Raw genomic sequence first — 22,043 nt, forward strand, 5'->3', positions numbered from 1 at the left:
GTTCAGGCCGTGATGTCGATGATGCCACAGTCGCCGGCGGCGCTGCCGAAGGCGATGCGGCGTTCTTCCTTGTCCCACATCATCGAGGTGATCGCGCCCTTGCCCTGCCGGCGCAGCAGCACTTCCTTGGCGTCGGCGAAGCGCGCGGCGATCACCATGCCGTCCTCATAGCCGATGGCAACGACATCCTGGCTTGGATGGCAGGCGACTGAGGTCACCATCGTGTTGCCGCGCGTGCCAAGCTCCAGCGGCGCCTTGCCCATCGGCCCGTCCTTGCCGGAAAACGGCCAGACGATCGCCGCCGGGGCGCCGGAACTCGCCAGCCATTTGCCCTTGACGCTCCATGACAGGCTTTTGACCTTGCCGGGATAGCCGGTCATGCGCATGTGCTTGCCGTCGGCCAGCTTCCAGCCATGCAGCGCATTCTCCTGCATGGTTGTGACCAGGAAGGCGCCGTCCGGCGAAAAGGTGATGCCGGTGTGGGCGCCGGCCCATTCGAGCTCCACCGGCTTGCCCTCGGCGGCCGGGAAATGCAGCGTCGCGCCATTGTAGCGGGCGACGCCGAAGCGCATGCCCTTGGGCGAAAACGCCAGCCCCTCGACCGAACGCGGATGGGCAAATTCCCTTGTCTTGCCGTCGGTGAAGCGCACGAAGGCGGCCTTGCCCGTAGCATAGGCGATGGCGCCTTGCGGCCCGGCGGCGACGCTGGTGATCCACTTTTTCCCGGCGCTCGCCACCTCGGTGGTTTCGCCGCCTGCTTTCACGGCAAACACCTTGCCGTCCTCGCCGCCGGTGATCAGCCGGTCGTTGGCTGAATCAAGGAACGCCGCAAGCAGCCCGTCATTGGCCTGCACCGTCTTGTGGCCATTGTCGAGCCGATGGATAGCACCATCGGCCAGCGCGAAATGCGGCACGTCGCCGAGGAAAACGGCGGCAACGCAATGGCCTTCGAGGTCGAGAGGGGCGACTGTGGGCATCAGAACCATTCCAATGAAATTTGTCGCCAACCCCGGGAAGCCGCCAGCGCGGCCAGGTGTGGCGCCAACCTTCTCCCCTTGTGGGAGAAGGTGGATCGGCGCGTAGCGCCGAGACGGATGAGGGGTGGTGACGGATCGCCGTCATTGCCAAGCTGGAACACCCCTCATCCGACCTCGCTTCGCGAGGCCACCTTCTCCCAAAAGGGGAGAAGGAAGAAGGGCAGCGCTAGCGCCATAAAGTCAGGAAATCAAGTCGCCTGGCAGGCGTCAAAGCTCTTCTTCAGTCGCTCGGCGTCGAGTTCGCGGCCGATGAACACCAGCCGGCTCTCATGCTTCTCGCCGTCCTTCCAGGCGCGCTGGTGGTCGCCCTCGATGATCATGTGCACGCCCTGGATGACATAGCGCTCATCGTCGCCCTTGAGCGCGATGATGCCTTTCAGCCGCAGGATGTTCGGGCCTTCCATCTGGGTGATCTTCTCGATCCACGGGAAGAACTTTTTCGGGTCCATCTCGCCGCCGCGCAGCGAGACCGACTGCACCGTCACGTCATGGATGTCGGACGGATGCGCATGGTCGTGGTGATGATGGTCATGCCCGTCATGATCATGGTGATCGTGGTCGTCATGGTCGTGATCGTGGTCGTGATGATGGTGATCGTCATGCGCCTCAAGGAAATGCGGATCGTTTTCCAGCGCCCGCGACAGGTCGAAGGCGCCGCGGTCGAGCACTTCCGACAGCGCAACGCCGGCGCGGGTGGTGCGGTGGATCCTTGCCGCCGGATTGATGGCGCGGATCGTCGCCTCGACCTTGGCGAGTTCTTCCGGCGTGACCAGATCGGTCTTGTTGAGCACAACGACGTCGGCAAAGGCGATCTGGTCCTCGGCTTCCTTGGAATCCTTGAGCCTGAGCGGCAGATGCTTGGCATCGACCAGCGCTACCACCGCATCGAGCTTGGTCTTGGAGCGCACGTCGTCATCCATGAAGAAGGTCTGCGCCACCGGCACCGGATCGGCGAGACCAGTGGTCTCGACCACGATGGCGTCGAAGCGGCCGGGCCGGCGCATCAGGCCCTCGACGACGCGGATCAGGTCGCCGCGCACCGTGCAGCAGACGCAGCCATTGTTCATCTCGTAGATTTCCTCATCGGATTCCACGATCAGGTCGTTGTCGATGCCGATTTCGCCGAATTCGTTGACGATGACCGCGTAACGCTTGCCGTGGTTCTCCGACAGGATGCGGTTGAGCAGCGTCGTCTTGCCGGCGCCGAGATAGCCGGTGAGAACGGTTACGGGAATCTGCGTCTGTGCATCGGTCATGGCTTGCCTCGAAATGACTGGGGCCTTGAAATCCAGGCCACTAATAAGGGATTGTCGGTTCCATATAGGATGTGTGCGGGGCTTTTGCACGGGGCAAACCAGTGGGCCAAAGCGGCACGCGGAGATTGTCCAATGGTTATGGCAGCGGAAAGCTTCGGCTCGTCGGCGACGAGACGATAAAGAGGGGTGTGTTGTCCGGAGGTGCCGATCGTCAAACCGCGTCCGGGTCGCGGCTGCTGTGAATCCGGCGCTCCGGAAACTCGTTTGTCATCTAACTGAAATAAACATCTGGCATCACCACGGCGGACACCGCAATGCTTGCCGGCAAAGCTGTTTGGAGCGCCGGAATCTTTTCGATCGTCGATTGCCAACCGGCCGGCTGCGTCTATGCTGCACGCACCGGTTCGGCCGAAGAGGGATGACCATGGCCAAGGCGGACAAGACTGCAACAATGAGCCGGCTGCATTCAGCGGCAAGGCTGGCAAGAACCGCGCTGGCGGCCCGGCTTCTGGCGCACGGCTTCTATGCCGGCCAGGATCAGATCATGCTGGCGCTCGACCGCGAGGACGGCCAGACGCCTGGCAATCTTGCCGGCCGCCTCGGTGTGCGCCCGCCGACCATCACCAAGACCATCAACCGGCTGCAGGCGCAGGGTTTTCTGGAAAAGCGCGCCTCCGAGGCCGATGCCCGCCAGGCGCACATCTTCCTCACCGAGACCGGCCGCGAAACCATTCGCGCCATCGAGAAGTCGGTGAAGAAGACTGAAAAGCAGGCGTTGAAAGGCCTCGACAAGAAGGACCAGAAGGCGCTGTTCAAGCTGCTGGCCCGCATCGAGGCCAACCTCTCCAACGAGGAGCTGGTGCTGATCGACGACGACGCCGAGTCGGACGACTGATCAGGCCGCTGCCGGGATTGAGTCCCGGATCAGCGAGGACCAGCGCCCCGGCGTCATGCCGAACGCCTTCTTGAATTGCCTGTTGAAATGGCTCTGGTCGGTGAAGCCGGCCTCGACCGCGATCTGCGCCAGGGGCTCGCCGGCGGCGATCATCCGCCGCGCGCGCTGAAGCCGGCGCATCACCAGGAAACGATGTGGACTGGTCGAGAAGGCGGCGCGGAAATGCCTCGATAAGGCATAGCGGTCGAGCCCGGTGACGGCTTCCAGTTCGCCGGAGCGCACAGGGCGCGTTGCATTCTCAGTCAGATAGTCCCGCGCCAGCGCCGCCGCCCGCCACGCCGTCCTCGCCATCGGTTTCGCCGGCTGACCGGCATGCCGTGCCAGGCTTTGCATCAGTTGCGTGAGAAAATCATCGACGAACAGCTCGTCGAGTTCCTGTTGCAACGGCCCCAGCGCCGAAAGCAGCGTGGCGCAGAAGGCGTCGTCCTTCACAACGGCATCCCTGACGAAGGGCAGCGATGCGCCGCCAAGGCAGTCCAGCATCAGCGAGGGGTCGAGATAGAGCATCCTGTAGCGCAAGCCGTCCTCGCTGCCGGCGCCGCCATCATGCAATTCGTCGGGATGCAGCACGATGATCTGGCCGGGCAGGCTTAGCCGCGTCGCGCCGCGATAGCGAAAGGTCTGCACGCCCTGCAGCGTCACCCCGATCGCGTAGGTGTCATGACGATGCAGATCGAAGGCGCTGCCGTGAAAGCGCGCTTCGATCCGCTCCATGCCCGCAGGGTCGGGAGCCGAGATGATGCAGTTTTCCGCCGCATCGGTGCACAAACGTCCAAGACCCTCGAAGGCCTGGCGGCCTAGATCGTGCGACATCGTCTCCTTCAGCCCCGACATCGGGGCGCAACCTCGAATGGCCCATTTTTCATGTTCGATACGAAATTTGCAATCGTGCTGCGGGAAGACTTGCCCGTCTGGCAGAAGCTCAACGTCACCGCCTTCCTGACCAGCGGCATCGTCGCGCAGTTTCCCGACATCATCGGCGAGCCATATCGCGACCGATCCGGCAATCTCTACAATCCGCTGTCGATCCAGCCGGTCATCGTGCTGTCGGCCGACCAGGCGACGCTGGCCACCATCCACCGGCGCGCGCTGGAGCGCGGCGTGACGACCTCGCTCTATGTCGAGGAGATGTTTTCCACCGGCTTCGACGCCGCCAACCGCGCCGTTTTCGCGCAATTCGCGCCGGAAGACGCCAAGGTGGTCGGCATCGCCCTGCGTGCCGAGAAGAAGGTGGTCGACAAGATCACCAAGGGCGCCCGTATGCATACATAAGGATTTCAACCAGCTCGCTGCCGCCGATCGAGATGAGCGGCATACAGTGCCGCCGACAATGCGAGTGCCGCAGATATCAGCATCGTGACCAACAGCGCAGGGATTGACCTTGCCAGGAACAGGCCGGCGATGGCGGCTATGAGTGCCCCGCCGCCGATCCGCATTGCGGCGGCCAGTCCTGCGGCGGTGCCGACCAGGTCCTGTCGTACCGACAAGGCGCCGCTGTTGGCGGCAGGCATGGTCAATCCATTGCCGACGCCAATGAACAGGCAAGGTCCAAAGAAGGCCAGGATGTGCGTGATGCCAAAGCATGACAGGACCAGACCGACCAACAGGCCGGCGCAGGTCAGGAGGCGCGCAAGAACGAGTATGGCGCCCAGTGACGTCTTCGAGGCGTAACGCCCGGCCAGATAGCTGCCGAGAATGAAGCCGGTCGGAACCAGTCCCATGTAGAAGCCGAGCTTCGCGCTTGATCCACCGAGCGCGTCACCGACGACCAATGGGGCTCCGCCCAGGAACACATAAAGCACCCCCATCGAGGCGGCCATGCACAGTGTGTAGCCCCAAACCGCGCCGAACCCAGGAGCACCCGATAGGAGGCAAGGTAGTTCCTGTTCGATCTCGGCAATGGAATTCTTCTGATCTCGCGCATGGACAGGGCGAAGGCAGTTATCCCGAGGATCGCAAAGACAACGAAGCTTGAGCGCCATCCGAACAATTCGTCCAGCGACCCGCCAAACAAAGGACCGACCATGGGCGCCAGCGCCCACCCCATGGCGAGATAACCGAATTTGCTGGCGGCTTCGCGCTCGTCCGATGTCTCCTTAACGATGACCAGAGCGACCGAATAGCAGGGGCCGATGCACGCCTGCATCGCGCGAAACAGAAGAAAAGTGCCGATATTGGGAGCCAGAGCGCAGCCGATGGACGCCGCGACAAAGATCGAGAGAGATATCAAGACGACCGGCCTGCGCCCAAATCGGTCCGATAGTGTGCCTCCGATGGCCTCTATGACGGCGGTGATGATCGCAAAGCCGGCAACCGACAGATTGACCAATGCGAAATCGGCTCGGAACGTTGCGGCAATGTTCGGCAGCGACGGCAAAATCATGTTCACCGGCAACACGGCAAGAGCCGAAAGCAGGATAAGGGTAATTAGCCGGGGTGGAGCAACGGGTTTGGTGATGACCGTTGTCTCGAGCATGTCCGTGCCCGGACTCCGAATGGGGTTATCGTTCGCCATGATCTCGCTCGCCTTGTCGGTGGATTGAAGGGAGGGTCTGACGGGGCGGCTAAATTCCGGGCATAAAAAAGGCCCCGTCAGGAGCCTGCTTACCGCGCATGGGTGCTTTCGCCGGATGGTTACACCATCCTGCCCATGCGCTCCCTTACGACGATCAAAGCCGTTGCGATGTTCATGGCACCAGAGCTAGGCGCAAAAGGTGCATATCGTCAAGGCAGCACGCTCTCGACGTCGATCGGCAACAGAGCCATGCATGTGGCCTGCTGGAGCAACTCCAGGAACAAGTGTGAAACGGTGAATTGATCTAAGCCTGTCGGAGCGTCTTGTTGTGCCAGGCGCTTTTGGCTTGCCGGCAAGCGACAATTCCCGCAAAGGTGGGCTCCAGCCCAGCTTTCCCCGGCCTGCACGTGAATGCTTCCAAAAGATATGTCGAAAGCGCGACGCCGCCGGTGGCGATCCTGTGCATGCTCACCACCTACGTCTTCTTCACCTTCCTCGACACCTCAAGCAAATATCTCGTCCTGGCCGGCGTTTCCGCGCTGATCGTCGCCTGGGTGCGCTTTGCCGTGCATGTCTTGCTGGTCGGCACACTCCTGCGGAGCTGGCGCGATCCGATGCGGTTTCGCCCGGTCAACCTGCCGGCGCATGTGTTGCGCGGTGTGTTCCTGTTCGGCTCGACTATGTGCAACATCCTGGCCCTGCGCTCGCTGCAGCTGGCCGAGACGACGTCGATTTACTTCTTCGGCCCGATGGTGATCACCGCACTTGCCGGCCCGCTGCTCGGCGAATGGGCCGGTTGGCGGCGCTGGCTGGCTATCCTGGCCGCCTTCGCCGGGGTCCTGATCATCACAAGGCCAGGTGTCGGCGTCTTCGGCATCGGCCATCTCTTCGCGCTCGGCTCGATGCTGTCGAACTGCTTCTATGTCATCATGACGCGCCGCATGTCGTCGACCGAGACGCCGGAAAGCCTGATCCTGTTTTCGGCGCTGGCGCCGGCGGTGCTGCTTCTGCCCATGCTGCCGTTTTCCTTCTCGCTGCCGCATGATGGCTGGCACTGGTTCATCCTGCTCATGCTTGGCGTGTTCGGTGGTGTCGGGCACTGGCTGCTGGTCCAGGCCTACCGGCTGGCGACGACCACGGCGCTCGCCCCCTATCCCTATTCGCAGATGGTGTGGATGATCATTTCCGGCTGGATCGTCTTCAAGCAGTTCCCGGATCGCTGGACGCTGGTCGGCGCCGCCATCATCGTCGCCAGCGGGCTCTATATCGTCCACCGCGAGCACCGGCTTCGGCTGCAGAGCCGCGCGGCCTCCGATGTCGAGGCCGAGGCGCTGGCAAAAAAACTTTGATTTGCCCCCGATCGGTGGCATAACGCCGCCTTTAAACTGTTTAGGTCGGAATTCAGCTCGTTCGGGGAGCGCAAGGCGCTGGCACAAAAAATCAAGCTTTCGACGATCGCCGATGCGCTCGGCGTGTCCACGGCCACCGTGTCGCTGGCGCTGCGCGACAGCCCGCTGGTAGCCGGCTCGACGCGCGACCGCATCAAGGAACATGCACGCGCCATCGGCTATATCTACAACCGCCGCGCCGCCAGCCTGCGCACCTCGCGCTCGGGCATTGTCGGTGTCGTCGTCCACGACATTATGAATCCGTTCTTCGCCGAGATATTGCGCTCAATCGAAAGCGAGCTCGATCGCAGCCGGCAGACCTTCATCCTGTCCAACCACTACGACCAGCTCGAGAAGCAGCGCACCTTCATCGACACGCTGCTGCAGCTCGGCGCCGACGGCGTCATCATGTCGCCGGCCATCGGCACTCCGGCAGCGGACATTTTGATGGCCGAGGAGAACGGCCTGCCGGCGGTGCTGATTGCCCGCACCGTCGAGGGCGCCGACGTGCCGGTGTTTCGCGGCGACGATTCCTATGGCACCGGGCTTGCCACCAACCATCTGATCTCGCTTGGCCACAAGCGCATCGCCATGATCGGTGGCACCGACCAGACTTCGACCGGCCGCGACCGCTATCAGGGCTATGTCAACGCCATGGAGGCGGCCGGGCTTGAAGTCAGGCCGTCCTGGCGCATCGCCGGCCCGCGCACCAAGCAGGCCGGCTTCGAGGCCGCCGGGCAGTTCCTGGCGCTGAAGGACAGACCGACTGCCGCCTGCTGCTGGAACGATCTCGTCGCCATCGGCCTGATGAACGGCATTGCGCGCGCCGGCCTGGTGCCAGGCATCGACATCTCCGTTACAGGCTATGACGATCTCGAGGAGGCGGCGATCGCCACACCGGCGCTCACCACCGTCTGGAACGGCCAGCGCGAGGTTGGCCGCCGCGCCGCCAGCGCGCTGCTCGACAAGCTCAACGGGCAGACGGTGCGGCCCTCGCAGGAATTGATCAAGCCGGAACTGCATGTGCGCCAGTCGACCGGCAAGCCGGTGGAGCGTGCATGACCAAGGCCGAACAACTGCAAGCCGTTGCCATTCTGGTGCCGGCGGACTTCAGCGACCATGCCGTCAGGCGTATCGACCGTACCTTCAACCAGGTCAGGATCGAGCGCGCCGATCCGGCGCTGGTCACCGACGAGATGCGCCGCACGGTGCGTGGCATTGCCTCGTTCGCCGGCATCAGCGCGGCGATGATGGACGCGCTGCCCAATCTCGAACTTATCGCTTCCTTCGGCGTCGGCTATGACTCGGTCGATGTCGGCCATGCCGCGGCGAAGAACATCATGGTCACCAACACGCCCGACGTTCTGACCGAAGAGGTCGCCGACACCGCGATCGGGCTGCTGATCAACACGATCCGTGACCTGCCACGCGCGGAAAACTGGCTGCGCGACGGCAACTGGCTGCGCAAGGGCAACTATCCGCTGAGCCGGCTGACCTTGCGCGCGCGCCGAGTCGGCATTTTCGGCATGGGCCGTATCGGCCAGGCCATTGCCCGGCGGCTGGAGGCGTTCGGCCTGCCGGTCGCCTACCACAACCGGCGCCGTGTCGAAGGTCTTGCCTATCAGTATTATCCAACGCTGAAGGGCCTCGCCGAAGCGGTCGATACGCTGATTTCGGTGGCGCCTGGTGGTGCTTCGACGCAGAAGGCGGTCAATGCCGAGATCCTGTCGGCGCTCGGCGCCAACGGCGTCTTCGTCAATATCGGCCGCGGCAGCACGGTCGACGAGGCAGCCCTAGCCGCGGCGCTTGCCGACGGCACCATCGCCGCCGCCGGGCTCGATGTCTTCGCCGACGAACCCAACGTGCCCAAGGCACTGCTCGATGCGCCCAACACGTCGCTGCTGCCGCATGTCGGCTCGGCCTCGGAGCACACGCGCCGCGCCATGGCGGATCTGTGCGTCGACAATCTGGTGTCGTGGTTCACCGAGCGTCGGCCGCTGACACCGGTGCCGGAGACGGCGCATGTGAAGGCGCGCGACTGAGTGGCCGTTTGCCACACTTATTAACGCCAGCTTAACCCTTTGGAATCATTGTTCATCCTGAGCGCGTGCATGGATGAAGAACGATGAGAGTGCTTTCCGCCTTTGTTGCAATCGCCGCCCTGTTTGGCGGCGTTCAACTGTTTCATGACGGCAATGGGGAAAGCCTCGCCAACGAGGCCACGTCGTCCAACACCTACAGGCTGGTCGCCAATGGCGATGAGGCGGCCTGCGCGGTGAGCCGCGGGGCCGAAATTTCGGATGGCTTGTCCCTGCTTACCGTCGCTCCGACATGCCGTCGTCTGCTGCCTGGCATAGAACGGGCAAAGTTTTGGCGTGAACAGAATGACGGCACGGTGGCCTTCAGTGCCAACGGCGTCGATCCGATTGTCACCTTCGCCGTGGCAGATGGCGACGGTTACGAATCCTATGCGCCCGCCACGCCCTTGCTGTCGCTGGCGGGCGACCGGAAGACTGACGACTGATTACTCTGCGGCGGCCCGCGCACCGGCCTTTGCGGCAGCGTGCAGGCGCACGGCATCGCCGAAAGCGCGGAAGATCTTGGCCGAGTTGCTGTCCGAGTTGACCCAGTACTCCGGATGCCATTGCACGCCGACGGCGAAGGCCCGGGCGCCCTTGACCGAAACCGCTTCGACCGTGCCGTCAGTGGCGACAGCCTCGATCTCAAGCTTCGAGCCCAGCCGGTCGATCGCCTGGCGATGCAGGGAATTGACCTTGATGTCGCCGGCACCGAACACGCCGGCGAGGCAACTGCCCGGCTTGATCGAAATGGTCTGGTGGATGGCGAAGCGCTCATCCTGTTTATCGCTCACTGGTGCGCGGTGGTCGAGCGAACCCTCGCGCTCCTGGATCTCGGTGCCCAGCGTGCCGCCGAGCGCGACATTCAATTCCTGGATGCCGCGGCAAATGGCGAGCAGCGGCACGCCGCGCTCGATCGCCCGGCGGATCAGCGGCAACGTGGTGGCGTCGCGCGCCGGATCATAGGGACCGTTGGCTTCGCTGGCATCGCCACCGTAGAGCGAGGGGTGCACGTTGGATTTCGAACCGGTGACCATGACGCCGTCGACGGAAGACAGCAGTTCGTCGAAGTCGAGCCTGTCGCCGAACGACGGCACCAGCAGCGGGAACACGCCCGCACCGGTGATCGCTGCTTCCAGATATTGTTGTGGGGCGGCATGCCAGGTGTAGTTGTCGAACTGACGGACGTCGGTCGATATGGCGACGAGCGGCTGCTGCATTTTGGCTCTGGTTTCCATCTGGCAAGGGGTATCCTGCCTTCAAAATAGGCGATCCGCTGTGGTTTTTCCATGGCAAGTTTCAGCGTGTCGCATGGGCCACCAAGCCGCCTGTTAGACTATAGTTGCAGGGTCGCATGGCTTGGTTACCAAATCCGGCCGCCGTGCTGGACTAGACTTCTCGCCTGTGTATTGTTTCTGCCAACCGATGCGGGAGCCCGAGGATTTCCCGAATGTCGGTCTGTTGATCCAAAAGGGAGGAACTGCATGGATCGTCGTTCATTCATTCGCAAGGCCGGCGTGACCGGCGTCGGCGCCGCGGCGGCGGCGGCAACGCTTGCCGCCCCGGCAATCGCCCAGTCCAATCCCAAGGTGACATGGCGGCTTGCGTCGTCCTTCCCGAAATCGCTCGACACCATCTATGGCGGTGCCGAGGTGTTCTCCAAGATGCTGTCGGAAGCCACCGACGGCAATTTCCAGATCCAGGTCTTTGCCGCGGGCGAACTCGTGCCCGGCCTGCAGGCCGCCGACGCCACCACGGCCGGCACGGTCGAGGCCTGCCACACGGTGGCATATTATTACTGGGGCAAGGACCCGACATGGGCGCTCGGCGCGGCGGTTCCCTTTTCGCTCAACGCGCGCGGCATGAATGCCTGGCACTACCATGGCGGCGGCATCGACCTGTTCAACGAGTTCCTCGCTACGCAAGGTCTTTTCGGCCTGCCGGGCGGCAACACCGGCGTGCAGATGGGCGGTTGGTTCCGCAAGGAGATCAACACCGTCGCCGACCTCTCCGGCCTCAAGATGCGGATCGGCGGCTTCGCCGGCAAGGTGGTGCAGAAGCTCGGTGTCGTGCCGCAGCAGATCGCCGGCGGCGACATCTATCCGGCGCTGGAGAAAGGCACCATCGACGCCGCTGAATGGGTCGGCCCCTATGACGACGAGAAGCTCGGCTTCTACAAGGTCGCGCCCTATTACTACTATCCCGGCTGGTGGGAAGGTGGCCCGACCGTCCATTTGATGTTCAACAAAGCGAAATACGAGGAACTTTCGCCGGCTTACAAGTCGCTGCTGCGCACCGCGGCGCAAGCTGCCGACGCCGACATGCTGCAGAAATACGATTATGTGAACCCTCCAGCGGTGAAACGGCTGGTAGCCGGCGGCGCCAAACTGCGTCCGTTCAGCCAGGAGATCATGGCCGCCTGCTTTGAGAAGGCCAACGAGGTCTATGCCGAAATGGAGGCCTCGAACGCGCCGTTCAAGAAGATCTGGGAATCGATCAAAGGCTTCCGCAAGGAGCACTATCTCTGGGCGCAGGTGGCCGAGTACAATTACGACACCTTCATGATGGTCCAGCAGCGCAACGGCAAGCTGTAAAACTATCCCATCGCATTGGTTGAAAGACCCCGGGCGACACGCCCGGGGTTCTTTCTTTTCAGGCCTGCAAGGAACTGACCTCGATCAGTATTCCGCCAGGCGCAAGGCAGTAGAAGCTCGTCGAGTCGACACCGCCACGCGTCAGATCCTGCGCCTCACCCGGCGCGAAGCCCGCTTCGGCAAGTTCAGCCTGCTTGGCGTGTACAAGGTCCGGGTTGCCGATGAAGAAGCCGACGTGAAAGCTGTCCGGGTAAGCGGCGGGTTCTCCCTTGCCTGGCGTCATCAGGTTGAGGGAAAACCCATCGGCTCCGCGCAGGATCGCGAAGGCTTGCTTGCCGCGCATGGCGACGAGTTCGAAGCCGAAATGGCTGGTGAAGAAGCCGGCAAGAGCCGCGACTTCTGATGTGGTGAGGTTGAGGTGGTTCAGTTTCATGGTCTTTGTCCTGTCACGGTTGAAACGCGGACAGGCTTGGCTGCAGACCGAGAACCGGCGGGACCGTAATATCAGGAAAATCCGGACATGGCCCAACCGGCCCGCGGGCTTTCGCCTCGCTTGCCGGCCGCGGGTTCTCCCGCATATTCATGCGGCGAACAGGCCTCCGCTCGAAAAACAGGAACGGAGGAGACCAGACTACCGAACCGGTCATGTCTTTTTCGGCGCTGGCTGAATAGCCGATCGGCGGTGTGGCGGCAAGCGGCCGGGGCGCGGCTGGCCTTGGCTCAGGGCCGGCTCGGCACCACCAGCACCTTGACCTCCCCGGGCGCCGGCGGATTGGCGATCACATCGGCCGCCTCTTCGAGCGGCACCTGCCTGGAGATCAGCCGGTCGATCTCGATCGCACCCGACGCGATCAGCTCGGCGGCACGGCGATGCGTATAGGGATTGAGGAACGAGCCGACCACCTTCAATTCCCGAAACAGCAGGTCAAAGGGCTCGAATTCCGCCTTCATGCCTTGTGGCGTCACGCCGACGATGACGACCGTGCCTCCGGCCCTTGCCAGCCGCATCGACTGCTCGACGGTGTCGCGCACGCCGGCGCATTCGAACACCACGTCGGCGCCACCGGGAACCAGCCCAGCTGCTCCGGCGATGGCCTCTATGACATCGACGGCGGTGGGATCGACCGTCGCTGTCGCGCCGAGTTCCTCGGCAAGGGCGCGCCGCGAGGCCTGCCTGGTCGACAGGATGATGGTCGTGGCGCCGGCCAGCCGCGCCAGCTGCACGGTGAGCAGGCCGATCACGCCGCCGCCCAGCACGATCACCGAGCTGCCCGGCCTGATCTCGGCAAGGTCGACGCCATGCAGGCAGCAGCCGAGCGGCTCGCAGAAGGCGCCATGCGTCGGCGGCAAGTCGGCGGGCAGGATGAAGGCCTGTTTCTGCGGCAGCACGACATACTCGGCAAAGCCGCCATCGCGGTGGATGCCGATGGCATTGAGATTGCGGCAGAGATTGACCCGGCCGGCATGGCAATGCGGGCATCGCCCGCAGGCGATGTTGGGATCGCCGGTGACACGGTCGCCGACGGCAAAACCGGAGACGGCGTTGCCGACCGCCTCAATGATGCCCGAAAATTCATGTCCGGGCGTCACCGGTGGCCGGCAAGGAAATTCGCCATGGAAGAGGTGGCGGTCGGTGCCGCAGACGCCGCAGGCTTCGATGCGCACCAGAAGCTCGTCCGGGCCGGGGACAGGTTTGTCGACCTCACGCAGCGCTATGCTGCCAACCGCCTCCAGCCGTACCGCTTTCATGGCGTCGTCTCCATCAGTTGAAGCTCGGCGGCTGCGACAAGTCCGGCGCCGGTGTCGCCGGCTTGGCCGGCGGCGCATCGCCGAAGTTTGGCGGCTGCGACAGGTCTGGTGTGCCGGGCGCGGCCGGTGCGCTGCCACCATTGGCAGGGGCCGTGCCGGCAGCCGGCGGTGTACCGAGCGGCGACAGGCCGGGCACCTCCGGCACCTTGTAGTCGATCGTGCCCGGATCGATCGCCGTGCCCTTGTAGCGCATCACCATTTGCGGGAAGGTGATGGTCAGCCCGATCATCACCACCTGGATCAGGACGAAAGGCACCGCGCCCCAATAGATCTGGCCGGTCGTCACCGGCGCGATCTGTTTGCCGGTGAGGCGGTCGAGATAGGGCACGCGCGCGGCGACCGAGCGCAGGTAGAACAGCGCGAAGCCGAAGGGCGGATGCATGAAGCTGGTCTGCATGTTGACGCCGAGCAGCACGCCGAACCAGATCAGGTCGATGCCGAGCTTGTCGGCCGCCGGCGCCAGAAGCGGCACGATGATGAAGGCCAGCTCAAAGAAATCGAGGAAGAAGGCCAGGAAGAAGACGAGGATGTTGACGCCGATCAGGAAGCCGACTTCGCCACCTGGCAGCGAGATCAAAAGGTGTTCGACCCAGATGTGGCCGTTGACGCCGTAGAAGGTCAGCGAGAACACGCGCGCGCCGATCAGGATGAACAGCACGAAGGACGACAGCCGCGTCGTCGAGGTCAGTGCCTGCTTGATCACGTCCAGCGACAGCCGACCTTTTGCCGCTGCCATGATCAAGGCGCCGACGGAGCCCATGGCGCCGCCCTCGGTCGGCGTGGCGATGCCGAGGAAGATGGTGCCAAGCACCAGGAAGATCAGCGCCAGCGGCGGGATCAGCACGATGACCACCTGCTGCGCCAGCCTGGACATCATGTTGAAGTTCAGGCGTTTGTCGGCAATTGCCACGATGTAGATGAAGAGCACCCCTACGGAGGCGCCGAGAATGTCGGCATTGTCGCCATGGGTTGGGGCGAGATAGCGATACGCGGCATAGGAGATGGCCACCGCCACCACCAGCGCCACCAGCAGCGACAGAACGCCGTGGCCGAGCGTGCGGGCCTCGAGCGGCAGAGCCGGCACCGACTTCGGCCGGACGATCGACATGATCAGGATGTAGAGCGCGTAGAGGCCGGTCAGCACCAGGCCCGGGATCAGAGCGCCGGCATACATGTCGCCGACCGAGCGGCCGAGCTGGTCGGCAAGCACGATCAGCACCAGCGATGGCGGGATGATCTGGGCGAGCGTGCCGGACGCCGCGATGACACCGGCAGCCAGCCGGCGGTCGTAGCCGTAGCGCAACATGATCGGCAGCGAGATCAGACCCATGGCGATGACGGATGCCGCCACCACGCCGGTGGTCGCCGCCAGCAGCGCGCCGACGAAGATCACTGCGTAGGCGAGGCCGCCGCGGATCGGCCCGAACAATTGTCCGATCGTGTCGAGCAGATCCTCCGCCATCCCGGATCGTTCGAGCACGATGCCCATGAAGGTGAAGAACGGAATGGCCAGCAGCGTGTCGTTAGACATCACCCTGGAGCCGTAGAAATTATCCGGCAGTGCGTGCAGAAGCGGCCAGGCGAGATTGATCGATCCACCAGAATAGGGCGAGAGGAGCACGCCGATGAAGAAGAACATCAAGCCGTTGGCGGCCAGCGAGAAGGCCACGGGGTAGCCGATCAGCAGGAAGATGATCAGCGAGGCGAACATGATCGGCGCCATGTTCTGGGCGATGAATTCCATCATGAGCGCACCTCGTCGGCCAGTGCCTTGGCTTCGAGTTCGGCTTGCTCATGTGCCGATATGAACGGATTGGGGTCGTCCATGTCGCCGCGCATGATGGCGATTTTCTTGATGATTTCGGAAATGCCCTGCAGCGCGAGCAGGAAAAAGCCGACCAGCAGGATGGCCTTGGCCGGCCAGATGATGAGCCCGCCGGAGTTGTTGGACATCTCGCCGCTGCGGAACGACAGGGATACGTAGGGAACGAAATAGAACACCATCAGCGTCACGAACGGCATCAGGAAGAGGAGATGGCCGAGAAGGTCGATCCAGTGCTGCACGCGGCGTGAAAACAGACCGTAGACGATGTCGATGCGGATATGCTCGTTCTGCTTCAGCGTATAGGCGGCAGCCAGCATGAAGGCGGCGCCGAACAGGTACCATTGCAGCTCCAGCCAGGCATTCGACGAAATGTCGAAGACCTTGCGGATGACGGCGTTGGCCGCGCTCACCAGGATCGCCAGCAGGATCAGCCAGGATACCGATTTGCCGATGAATTCATTGAGGCGGTCGATGCCCCGTGACAGAGCGAGCGGCCCTTCCATGCAGTCCTCCCTTGTGCCGATGGCGTGCCGGCTCCCCCTGCCGTCACGCCGCGTGGCCCAACGGTATGCCGCGCGTGGCCGGACGGGTCAACACGGACCGAAGCAGCAAAACGGTATCGGATGAAGGGCGGGGCCGGACAAGGGCGGTCTGCCCCGGCGTCATGCAACCAAAGTCTGATGGTTCAGACGACCTTGCCGGTGTCGCGGCCGGCGCCGATCAGGATCAGCATGGCCACCAGGAACAGATACATCCACGCGTCGCGCCATTCGAGCGGGAAATAGCCGGCCCACAGTGATTCGGCCATGCCGAAGGCGGCCGCGCCAAGTGCTGCCCGTGGCGGCGAGAGATAGCCGCCGACCGCCGTCACGAACAGGATCTTCAGGCCGTAGACGAGGCCGGAACCGAAGCTGACATTGCCATAATAGAGGCTGGCCATGACACCGGCCAGCGCGGCGCAGAAGCCACCGAGCAGCACGGCATGCCGGAACACGTAACGCACATCGACGCCGCACAGGGCTGCGGCGCGTGGGTCATCGGAGACAGCGCGCCAGCAGCGGCCGAAGTTGGAGCGGGCAAATGCAGAGGTGGCGAGTGCAACCGCTGCCAGCACCACCGCGCAGTCGAGCACCTGGATCAGCGTCAGCGTCGCCTTGAAGCCGGAGCCTTCGGCGAAAACGATGGGCTCTGCCAGCATTGGCGGCAGCCACAGATCATGCGTGTCGGCCGCGATGCGGCTTGCTTCCGACAAGACGATCAGGATGCCCAGCGTGGTCACCACGATGGCATTGGGCGAGCGGTCGGCCAGCGGTTCGAAGACGCTGCGCGACAGGACATGGCTGATCAGCGCGGCATAAAGGAATGCCGCGACGACGCCGAACAGCACCGACGCCAACAGTGTCAGCCACAGCACCTGATAGCCGAAGGCGACGCTCAGGATCATTGCCTGCCCGCAGAAGGCAAACAGCGCGCCGTAGGCGAGGTTGGTGCGGTGCAGGATGCCGTTGATCAGCACATAGCCGAAGGCGAGCAGCGCATAGAGCGCGCCCGAATGCAGCCCGTTCAGCACCTGCTGGAAAAAATAGAGCATGCTCAACAACACCAGAAGCATCTCGCCCAACCGCAGCGGCCTGGGACGACGGAATGCTCGAGACAAAGGCGACAATACCGTGCGCATCGGAGGTTTGCATCGTCGAATCTAACTTGTCAAATGCGATTTATCGGTTAGATTTTGCGGCATGACGGTTGCCTGGACCCCACACCGCTTCACCGGCGGCCTGCTCGCGCTCGACACGGCGAACACCGTGGTGCTGCGCGGCGATCCGGAGCGCACATTCGACCGTTTCGATGATCCCGTCGAAATCGCCCGCTTCGCCGATGCGGCTAGCGGCTTTCGCGCCGCCGAGCTCGGCGACCGGCGGCTTACCGTATCTTCGCCCACGGCAATCGCGCCCGTCGTGCTGTCGATCCGCGAGACGACCGACCGGCTGTTTCGCGGCGCTGTGTCGAAGGGCGCTGTCGCCAGCGCCGACCTGCCCGAATTCCTGCGCGCCTGTGCCGAGGGGCTGGCCGGCAGCCGGACCGAGATCGGCGCGCCGGGAAGACCGTTCGGCGATCCCCTGGCGCCGATCGCCTTCGAGGCGGCGCTGGCGGTTTCGGCCCTATCGCTGCTGCGCGACGACACGGTCGCGAGGCTCAGGATCTGTCCAAACTGCACCTGGCTGTTCGTCGACAGAAGCCGCAATTCCAGCCGCCTTTGGTGCGACATGGCCGTGTGCGGCAACCGGCAGAAGGCAAGTCGTCACTATCGTCGCCGCCGCATGGCGGCCCATGAGGTCAAGGATGTTTAGAGGATTTTCCCGTTCGATCGTCGTCGGCGCCGCGCTGATCGCCGCCGTCGCGCTCGGCGCCTGCCGCGACACCGGTAAGGACAGCGAGGGCAAGCTGTTCGAGGTTTCCGGCAAGATATTCGTCTTCAACTACCGTCTCGCCAGGGCGACCTACGTCGTGACGCTGCGTCCCTTGCAGCCGATGGGCGAGGGCCAAGTGGCGGTTGCCAGCTTCCAGAACCCTGCCGGCGGCGCACCGTTGGTGGTCGAGCAGAAAGTCTGGCCGAAGCTCGACAAGGTGAGCCTGGAGAGCCCGGCGCTGACCTGCATCGTCAAGAACAAGCCCTACGCCATCGCCATCAGCATCAAGGGCGCTGATGGCGCGGTCCTGCAGAAGATCGACACCACGCTGATGTCGACGGAAGACCAGTCGATCCTGCCCGACCGGCCGCTGGTCGTCGACCAGCTCTACACGGCCAATCCCGATCTCGCCGGCCACCCCGACGGCAAGCTGCCGGGCGAACCGAAGCCGGACTGCTCGAAAGCCGGCTGACACCTTCCGACAGCGTCGATTCCCGCCGGAATTTTCGTGCGCCCAGCATTGTTGGCGCGCGGTTTCATGCGTGGTCCGGCACCCGCCGGACTGTTTGTTGCGCGTTGCCTGGCCCCTGCGATTTTGTTTGACCTGCCTTGCAAGGGGAGAAAGGATGCGTCATCCGATCCCGACGTTGGCCGCTTCCCCCGCGCGGCCATCGCAGAGGAAATGCCTGATGACGCTGCATGATGTCGCGCTCGACGACAAGTTCGATCTTGGAAAGGAGCGCATCTTCCTGTCCGGCGCGCAGGCGGTTATCCGCATGCTCCTGATGCAGCGCGAGCGCGACCGTCGCGCCGGCCTGAACACGGCCGGCTTCGTCTCCGGCTATCGCGGCTCGCCGCTTGGCGGCCTCGATATGCAGCTGTGGAAGGCGAAGAAGCAGCTCGCCGGGGCCGATATCGTCTTCCAGCCCGGCCTCAACGAGGAGCTTGCCGCAACCGCCTGCTGGGGATCGCAGCAGACGGAACTGCTGGGCGAGGGCAGCCATGATGGCGTCTTTTCCGTCTGGTACGGCAAGGGGCCGGGCGTCGATCGTTCGGGCGACGTGTTCCGCCACGCCAATCTTGCCGGCTCGTCCAAGCATGGCGGTGTGCTCGCCCTGATGGGCGACGACCACATGGCCGAATCCTCGACCAATGCGCACGCCACCGAATTCCTCTTCGTCGACACGATGGTGCCGATCCTCAACCCGGCCGGCGTCCAGGAGATCATCGACTACGGCCTCTACGGCTTTGCCATGTCGCGTTTCGCCGGCACCTGGGCGGCGATCAAATGCGTCAAGGACAACATCGAATCGACAGCCTCGGTCGATGCCTCGCTCGAACGGCTCAACATCGTCGTGCCGGAGTTCGACATGCCGCCGGGCGGCCTCAACATCCGCCACGAGATCGACATGCTCGGCCAGGAGGAGCGGCTGCACGAGTACAAGCGCGCCGCGGCCTCCGCCTTCATCCATGCCAATGGGTTGAACCACATCGTCTATTCGGGCGGCCGCAACCCCAAGCTCGGCATTATCACGCTGGGCAAGAGTTATCTCGATGTCCGCCAGGCGCTGGAGGATATCGGCATCGATGAGGCCGCCGCCAACCGCATCGGCGTGCGGCTGTTCAAGGTCGGCTGCCCCTGGCCGCTCGACCTCCACCACATCGCCGACTTTGCCCGTGGCCTCGACACCATCGTTGTCGTCGAGGAGAAACGCTCGCTGATCGAGGTGCAGTTGCGCGAAAGCCTTTATGGCACCGCCTCGCAGCCAGTCATCGTCGGCAAGAAGGATGAGCGCGGCGACTGGCTGTTCCCGGCCAAGGGCGCGCTTGACCCCAACGAGATCGCCATCGCCCTTGGCGAGCGGATCGTCAAAACCATCGGCCCGTCGGAAGAGATTTCGGCGCGGGTGGCGAAACTGCGCCAGTTCCAGGCGATGCTGGCGGACGCCACCGACATCGGTTCGCGCACGCCGTTCTTCTGCTCGGGCTGTCCGCACAATTCCTCGACCAAGGTGCCCGACGGCTCGATCGCCGCCGCCGGCATCGGCTGCCATTTCATGGCGCTGTGGATGGACCGCAACACGCTGGGCTTCACGGCGATGGGCGGCGAGGGCGCGCAATGGGTTGGCCAGGCGCCGTTCTCGAAGCGCGGCCACATCTTCCAGAATCTCGGCGACGGCACTTATAACCATTCCGGCACGCTGGCGATCCGTTTCGCCCTGTCGAGCGAAGCCAACATCACCTACAAGATCCTCTACAACGACGCAGTGGCGATGACCGGCGGCCAGCCGCATGAGGGCGGCCTGACAGTGGACATGATCGCCAGGCAGGTGCGGGCAGAGGGCGTCGACCGCATCGCAATCGTCACCGACGAGCCCGACAAATATGCCGGCAGGGCAGAATTTCCGGCCGGTGCCACCATCCATCATCGCGACGACCTCGATCTCGTCCAGCGCGAACTGCGCGACGTCAAGGGCGTATCGATCCTGCTCTACGACCAGACCTGCGCGGCCGAAAAACGCCGACGCCGCAAGCGCGGCACCTTTCCCGATCCCGACAAGCGCGTCTTCATCAACGAACTGGTCTGCGAAGGCTGCGGCGATTGCGGCGTACAATCGAACTGCGTCTCGATCCAGCCGGTCGAGACCGAATTCGGCCGCAAGCGCAAGATCGACCAGTCGAGCTGCAACAAGGATTTCTCCTGCGTCAACGGCTTCTGTCCGTCCTTCGTCACTGTGCACGGCGCCAAGATCCGCAAGGCCGAAGGCCTTGCCGGCAAGACCGATCCGCTCGACGGCGTGCCCACGCCCGCTGAATTCCCGCTTGGCGAGCAAGGCTGGGCGGCGATCATCGACGGTGTCGGCGGCACCGGTGTCGTCACCGTCGGTGCCGTGCTCGGCATGGCGGCTCACCTCGAGGACAAGGGCTGCGGCATGATCGACATGGCCGGCCTCGCCCAGAAGGGCGGCTCGGTGTTCACCCATGTCCGCATCGCCCGCACGCCGGACGACATCCATGCCATCCGCGTTTCGGCCGGCAAGGCCGACCTCGTGCTTGGCTGCGATCTCGTCGTGTCGGGCGCCAAGAAGGTGCTGACGGCGGTGCGCGAGGGCCATACGATCTTCCTCGCCAACACCGCCGAGATAATGCCCGGCGAGTTTGCCCGTTCGGCCGATTTCTCCTTGCCGATAGAGCGCCTGAAGAAAGCGATCCGGGCCGCTGCCGGCGACGACAAGGCGCATTTCTTCGACGCCACCCGCACCGCCACATCGCTGTTCGGCAATTCGCTTGGCGCCAACATGTTCATGCTCGGCTTTGCCTTCCAGCATGGCGGCCTGCCCCTTTCAGCAGAAGCCGTTGAAAAGGCTATCGAATTGAACGGCGAAGCGGTGGCGATGAACATCGCCGCCTTCCGCTGGGGCCGCCGCGCCGCGCACCAGCCGGATTTCGTGCGTGGCCTCGTCGCCCAGCCGGGCAAGGCGGGACAGACCGACCCGATCGCACAGACGCTGGACGAGATCATTGCCCGCCGTGTCGCCTTCCTGACCGCTTACCAGAACGCCGCTTACGGCAAGCGCTATGCCGACAGGTTGGCGCTGCTGCGCGCTGCCGAGGCCAAGGCCGTGCCCGGCTCGACAGCCGTGACCGAGGCGGCGGCCAGGAACCTCTTCAAGCTGATGGCGATCAAGGACGAATACGAGGTGGCGCGGCTCTACACCGACGGGTCCTTCGCCGCCGAGCTTGGAAAGCAGTTCCAGAGCTACGAAAAACTCGAATTCCATCTCGCTCCGCCAATCATGGGCCGTCGCGGCAATGACGGAGGCCCTCGGAAATCAAGCTTCGGCCCGTGGATGATGAAGGGTTTTCGCGTGCTGGCGGTGCTGAAGGGCCTGCGCGGCACCGTTTTCGACCTGTTCGGCTACACCGCCGAACGGCGCATGGAACGGCAGCTTTTGGCACAATATGAGGGCGATCTTGAGCTCGTCGCCAGGTCGCTGGCGCCGGGCAAGGCCGATGCGGCGATCGCTCTCGTCTCGCTCCCCGCGCTCATCCGCGGCTATGGCCATGTCCGGCAGGCCAGTGCGCAAAGGGCGCGGGCGAGCGCCAAAGGCTGCTCGGGCGCCTGTCAAGCACGCCGACGCGGGCGGAACTTCAGGCCGCCGAATGATGGATAC

Annotated in this window: 19 protein-coding genes and 2 pseudogenes; 10 read left to right on the top strand and 11 right to left on the bottom strand. The window is 63.8% G+C overall.

Features of this window, described 5'->3' with window-relative positions:
* Positions 1-2: 2 nt before the first annotated feature.
* Both HB778_RS17380 and HB778_RS17385 read right to left on the bottom strand, forming a co-directional pair.
* A complete protein-coding gene (locus HB778_RS17380; protein ID WP_183464918.1) occupies positions 3-977 on the bottom strand; it encodes a WD40 repeat domain-containing protein in 975 nt (324 codons plus the stop codon).
* Positions 978-1,225: 248 nt separating this feature from the next.
* Positions 1,226-2,293 carry a CobW family GTP-binding protein gene (locus HB778_RS17385; RefSeq protein ID WP_183464919.1) on the bottom strand — a complete coding sequence of 356 codons (1,068 nt, stop codon included), beginning with the start codon at positions 2,291-2,293 and terminating at the stop codon, positions 1,226-1,228.
* A gap of 424 nt (positions 2,294-2,717) precedes the next feature.
* On the opposite strand from HB778_RS17385, the gene HB778_RS17390 reads away from it, so the two are divergent.
* On the top strand, positions 2,718-3,188 hold the full coding sequence (locus HB778_RS17390) for a MarR family winged helix-turn-helix transcriptional regulator (RefSeq protein WP_140735998.1): 471 nt from the start codon (positions 2,718-2,720) through the stop codon (positions 3,186-3,188).
* Here HB778_RS17390 and HB778_RS17395 read toward each other — a convergent pair whose 3' ends face one another.
* On the bottom strand, positions 3,189-4,061 hold the full coding sequence (locus HB778_RS17395) for an AraC family transcriptional regulator (protein ID WP_183464920.1): 873 nt from the start codon (positions 4,059-4,061) through the stop codon (positions 3,189-3,191). It lies immediately after the preceding gene.
* 51 nt (positions 4,062-4,112) lie between these two features.
* On the opposite strand from HB778_RS17395, the gene HB778_RS17400 reads away from it, so the two are divergent.
* Positions 4,113-4,520, top strand: coding sequence for a DUF2000 family protein (locus HB778_RS17400; protein ID WP_183464921.1), 408 nt, complete (start codon positions 4,113-4,115; stop codon positions 4,518-4,520).
* A gap of 5 nt (positions 4,521-4,525) precedes the next feature.
* Here the strand turns inward: HB778_RS17400 and HB778_RS43070 are convergent, their stop codons facing one another.
* Together HB778_RS43070 and HB778_RS43075 are read right to left on the bottom strand one after the other, a co-directional pair.
* Positions 4,526-5,068 (bottom strand): hypothetical protein, encoded by a 543-nt coding sequence (locus HB778_RS43070; RefSeq protein WP_348524756.1) that lies wholly within the window; start codon positions 5,066-5,068, stop codon positions 4,526-4,528.
* Positions 5,069-5,151: 83 nt separating this feature from the next.
* Positions 5,152-5,763 (bottom strand): annotated as a pseudogene (locus tag HB778_RS43075) (MFS transporter); the annotation flags it as partial.
* A gap of 464 nt (positions 5,764-6,227) precedes the next feature.
* Here HB778_RS43075 and HB778_RS17410 point away from each other — a divergent pair.
* The 4 genes from HB778_RS17410 (at position 6,228) to HB778_RS17425 (ending at position 9,675) form a co-directional block, all read left to right on the top strand.
* Entirely contained in the window at positions 6,228-7,112 is an 885-nt protein-coding gene (locus HB778_RS17410) for a DMT family transporter (RefSeq protein ID WP_183465125.1), read from the top strand.
* 78 nt (positions 7,113-7,190) lie between these two features.
* The gene (locus tag HB778_RS17415; protein WP_080511907.1) at positions 7,191-8,213 is read left to right on the top strand and encodes a LacI family DNA-binding transcriptional regulator; all 1,023 of its coding nucleotides are present in this window, start codon (positions 7,191-7,193) and stop codon (positions 8,211-8,213) included.
* Positions 8,210-9,193 carry a 2-hydroxyacid dehydrogenase gene (locus tag HB778_RS17420; RefSeq protein WP_183464922.1) on the top strand — a complete coding sequence of 328 codons (984 nt, stop codon included), beginning with the start codon at positions 8,210-8,212 and terminating at the stop codon, positions 9,191-9,193. Before HB778_RS17415 ends, HB778_RS17420 begins: the two co-directional genes overlap by 4 nt.
* An 83-nt stretch (positions 9,194-9,276) precedes the next feature.
* Positions 9,277-9,675: a hypothetical protein gene (locus HB778_RS17425; protein WP_183464923.1), complete on the top strand. Its 399-nt coding sequence runs from the start codon at positions 9,277-9,279 to the stop codon at positions 9,673-9,675.
* Here the strand turns inward: HB778_RS17425 and HB778_RS17430 are convergent, their stop codons facing one another.
* A complete protein-coding gene (locus tag HB778_RS17430; protein WP_183465126.1) occupies positions 9,676-10,449 on the bottom strand; it encodes a gamma-glutamyl-gamma-aminobutyrate hydrolase family protein in 774 nt (257 codons plus the stop codon).
* A 264-nt stretch (positions 10,450-10,713) separates the two neighbouring features.
* On the opposite strand from HB778_RS17430, the gene HB778_RS17435 reads away from it, so the two are divergent.
* Positions 10,714-11,823 carry a TRAP transporter substrate-binding protein gene (locus HB778_RS17435; RefSeq protein ID WP_096452903.1) on the top strand — a complete coding sequence of 370 codons (1,110 nt, stop codon included), beginning with the start codon at positions 10,714-10,716 and terminating at the stop codon, positions 11,821-11,823.
* Positions 11,824-11,881: 58 nt separating this feature from the next.
* On the opposite strand, the gene HB778_RS17440 is transcribed toward HB778_RS17435, so the two are convergent.
* The 5 genes from HB778_RS17440 to HB778_RS17460 form a co-directional block, all read right to left on the bottom strand.
* Entirely contained in the window at positions 11,882-12,256 is a 375-nt protein-coding gene (locus HB778_RS17440) for a VOC family protein (RefSeq protein WP_183464924.1), read from the bottom strand.
* Between the two features lie 287 nt (positions 12,257-12,543).
* Positions 12,544-13,572, bottom strand: a complete 1,029-nt coding sequence (locus tag HB778_RS17445) for a zinc-dependent alcohol dehydrogenase family protein (protein WP_183464925.1) — start codon at positions 13,570-13,572, stop codon at positions 12,544-12,546.
* A 13-nt stretch (positions 13,573-13,585) separates the two neighbouring features.
* Entirely contained in the window at positions 13,586-15,376 is a 1,791-nt protein-coding gene (locus tag HB778_RS17450; RefSeq protein WP_183465127.1) for a TRAP transporter large permease, read from the bottom strand.
* Positions 15,376-15,960, bottom strand: a complete 585-nt coding sequence (locus tag HB778_RS17455; RefSeq protein WP_095200820.1) for a TRAP transporter small permease subunit — start codon at positions 15,958-15,960, stop codon at positions 15,376-15,378. The genes HB778_RS17450 and HB778_RS17455 overlap by 1 nt, the downstream gene beginning before the upstream one ends.
* 182 nt (positions 15,961-16,142) lie before the next feature.
* Entirely contained in the window at positions 16,143-17,048 is a 906-nt protein-coding gene (locus HB778_RS17460) for a branched-chain amino acid ABC transporter permease (protein WP_183464926.1), read from the bottom strand.
* 148 nt (positions 17,049-17,196) lie between these two features.
* Here HB778_RS17460 and HB778_RS17465 point away from each other — a divergent pair, with 148 nt between their 5' ends.
* The 3 genes and pseudogenes from HB778_RS17465 to HB778_RS17475 all read left to right on the top strand — a co-directional run bounded on the left by HB778_RS17465 (position 17,197) and on the right by HB778_RS17475 (position 22,036).
* Positions 17,197-17,808, top strand: a complete 612-nt coding sequence (locus tag HB778_RS17465) for a CGNR zinc finger domain-containing protein (protein WP_183464927.1) — start codon at positions 17,197-17,199, stop codon at positions 17,806-17,808.
* Positions 17,801-18,340 (top strand): hypothetical protein, encoded by a 540-nt coding sequence (locus HB778_RS17470; protein ID WP_183464928.1) that lies wholly within the window; start codon positions 17,801-17,803, stop codon positions 18,338-18,340. Before HB778_RS17465 ends, HB778_RS17470 begins: the two co-directional genes overlap by 8 nt.
* A gap of 217 nt (positions 18,341-18,557) precedes the next feature.
* Positions 18,558-22,036, top strand: a pseudogene (locus tag HB778_RS17475) (indolepyruvate ferredoxin oxidoreductase family protein).
* Positions 22,037-22,043: the final 7 nt, after the last annotated feature.

This window comes from Mesorhizobium huakuii, from assembly GCF_014189455.1.
Taxonomy (GTDB): Bacteria; Pseudomonadota; Alphaproteobacteria; order Rhizobiales; family Rhizobiaceae; genus Mesorhizobium; species Mesorhizobium huakuii_A.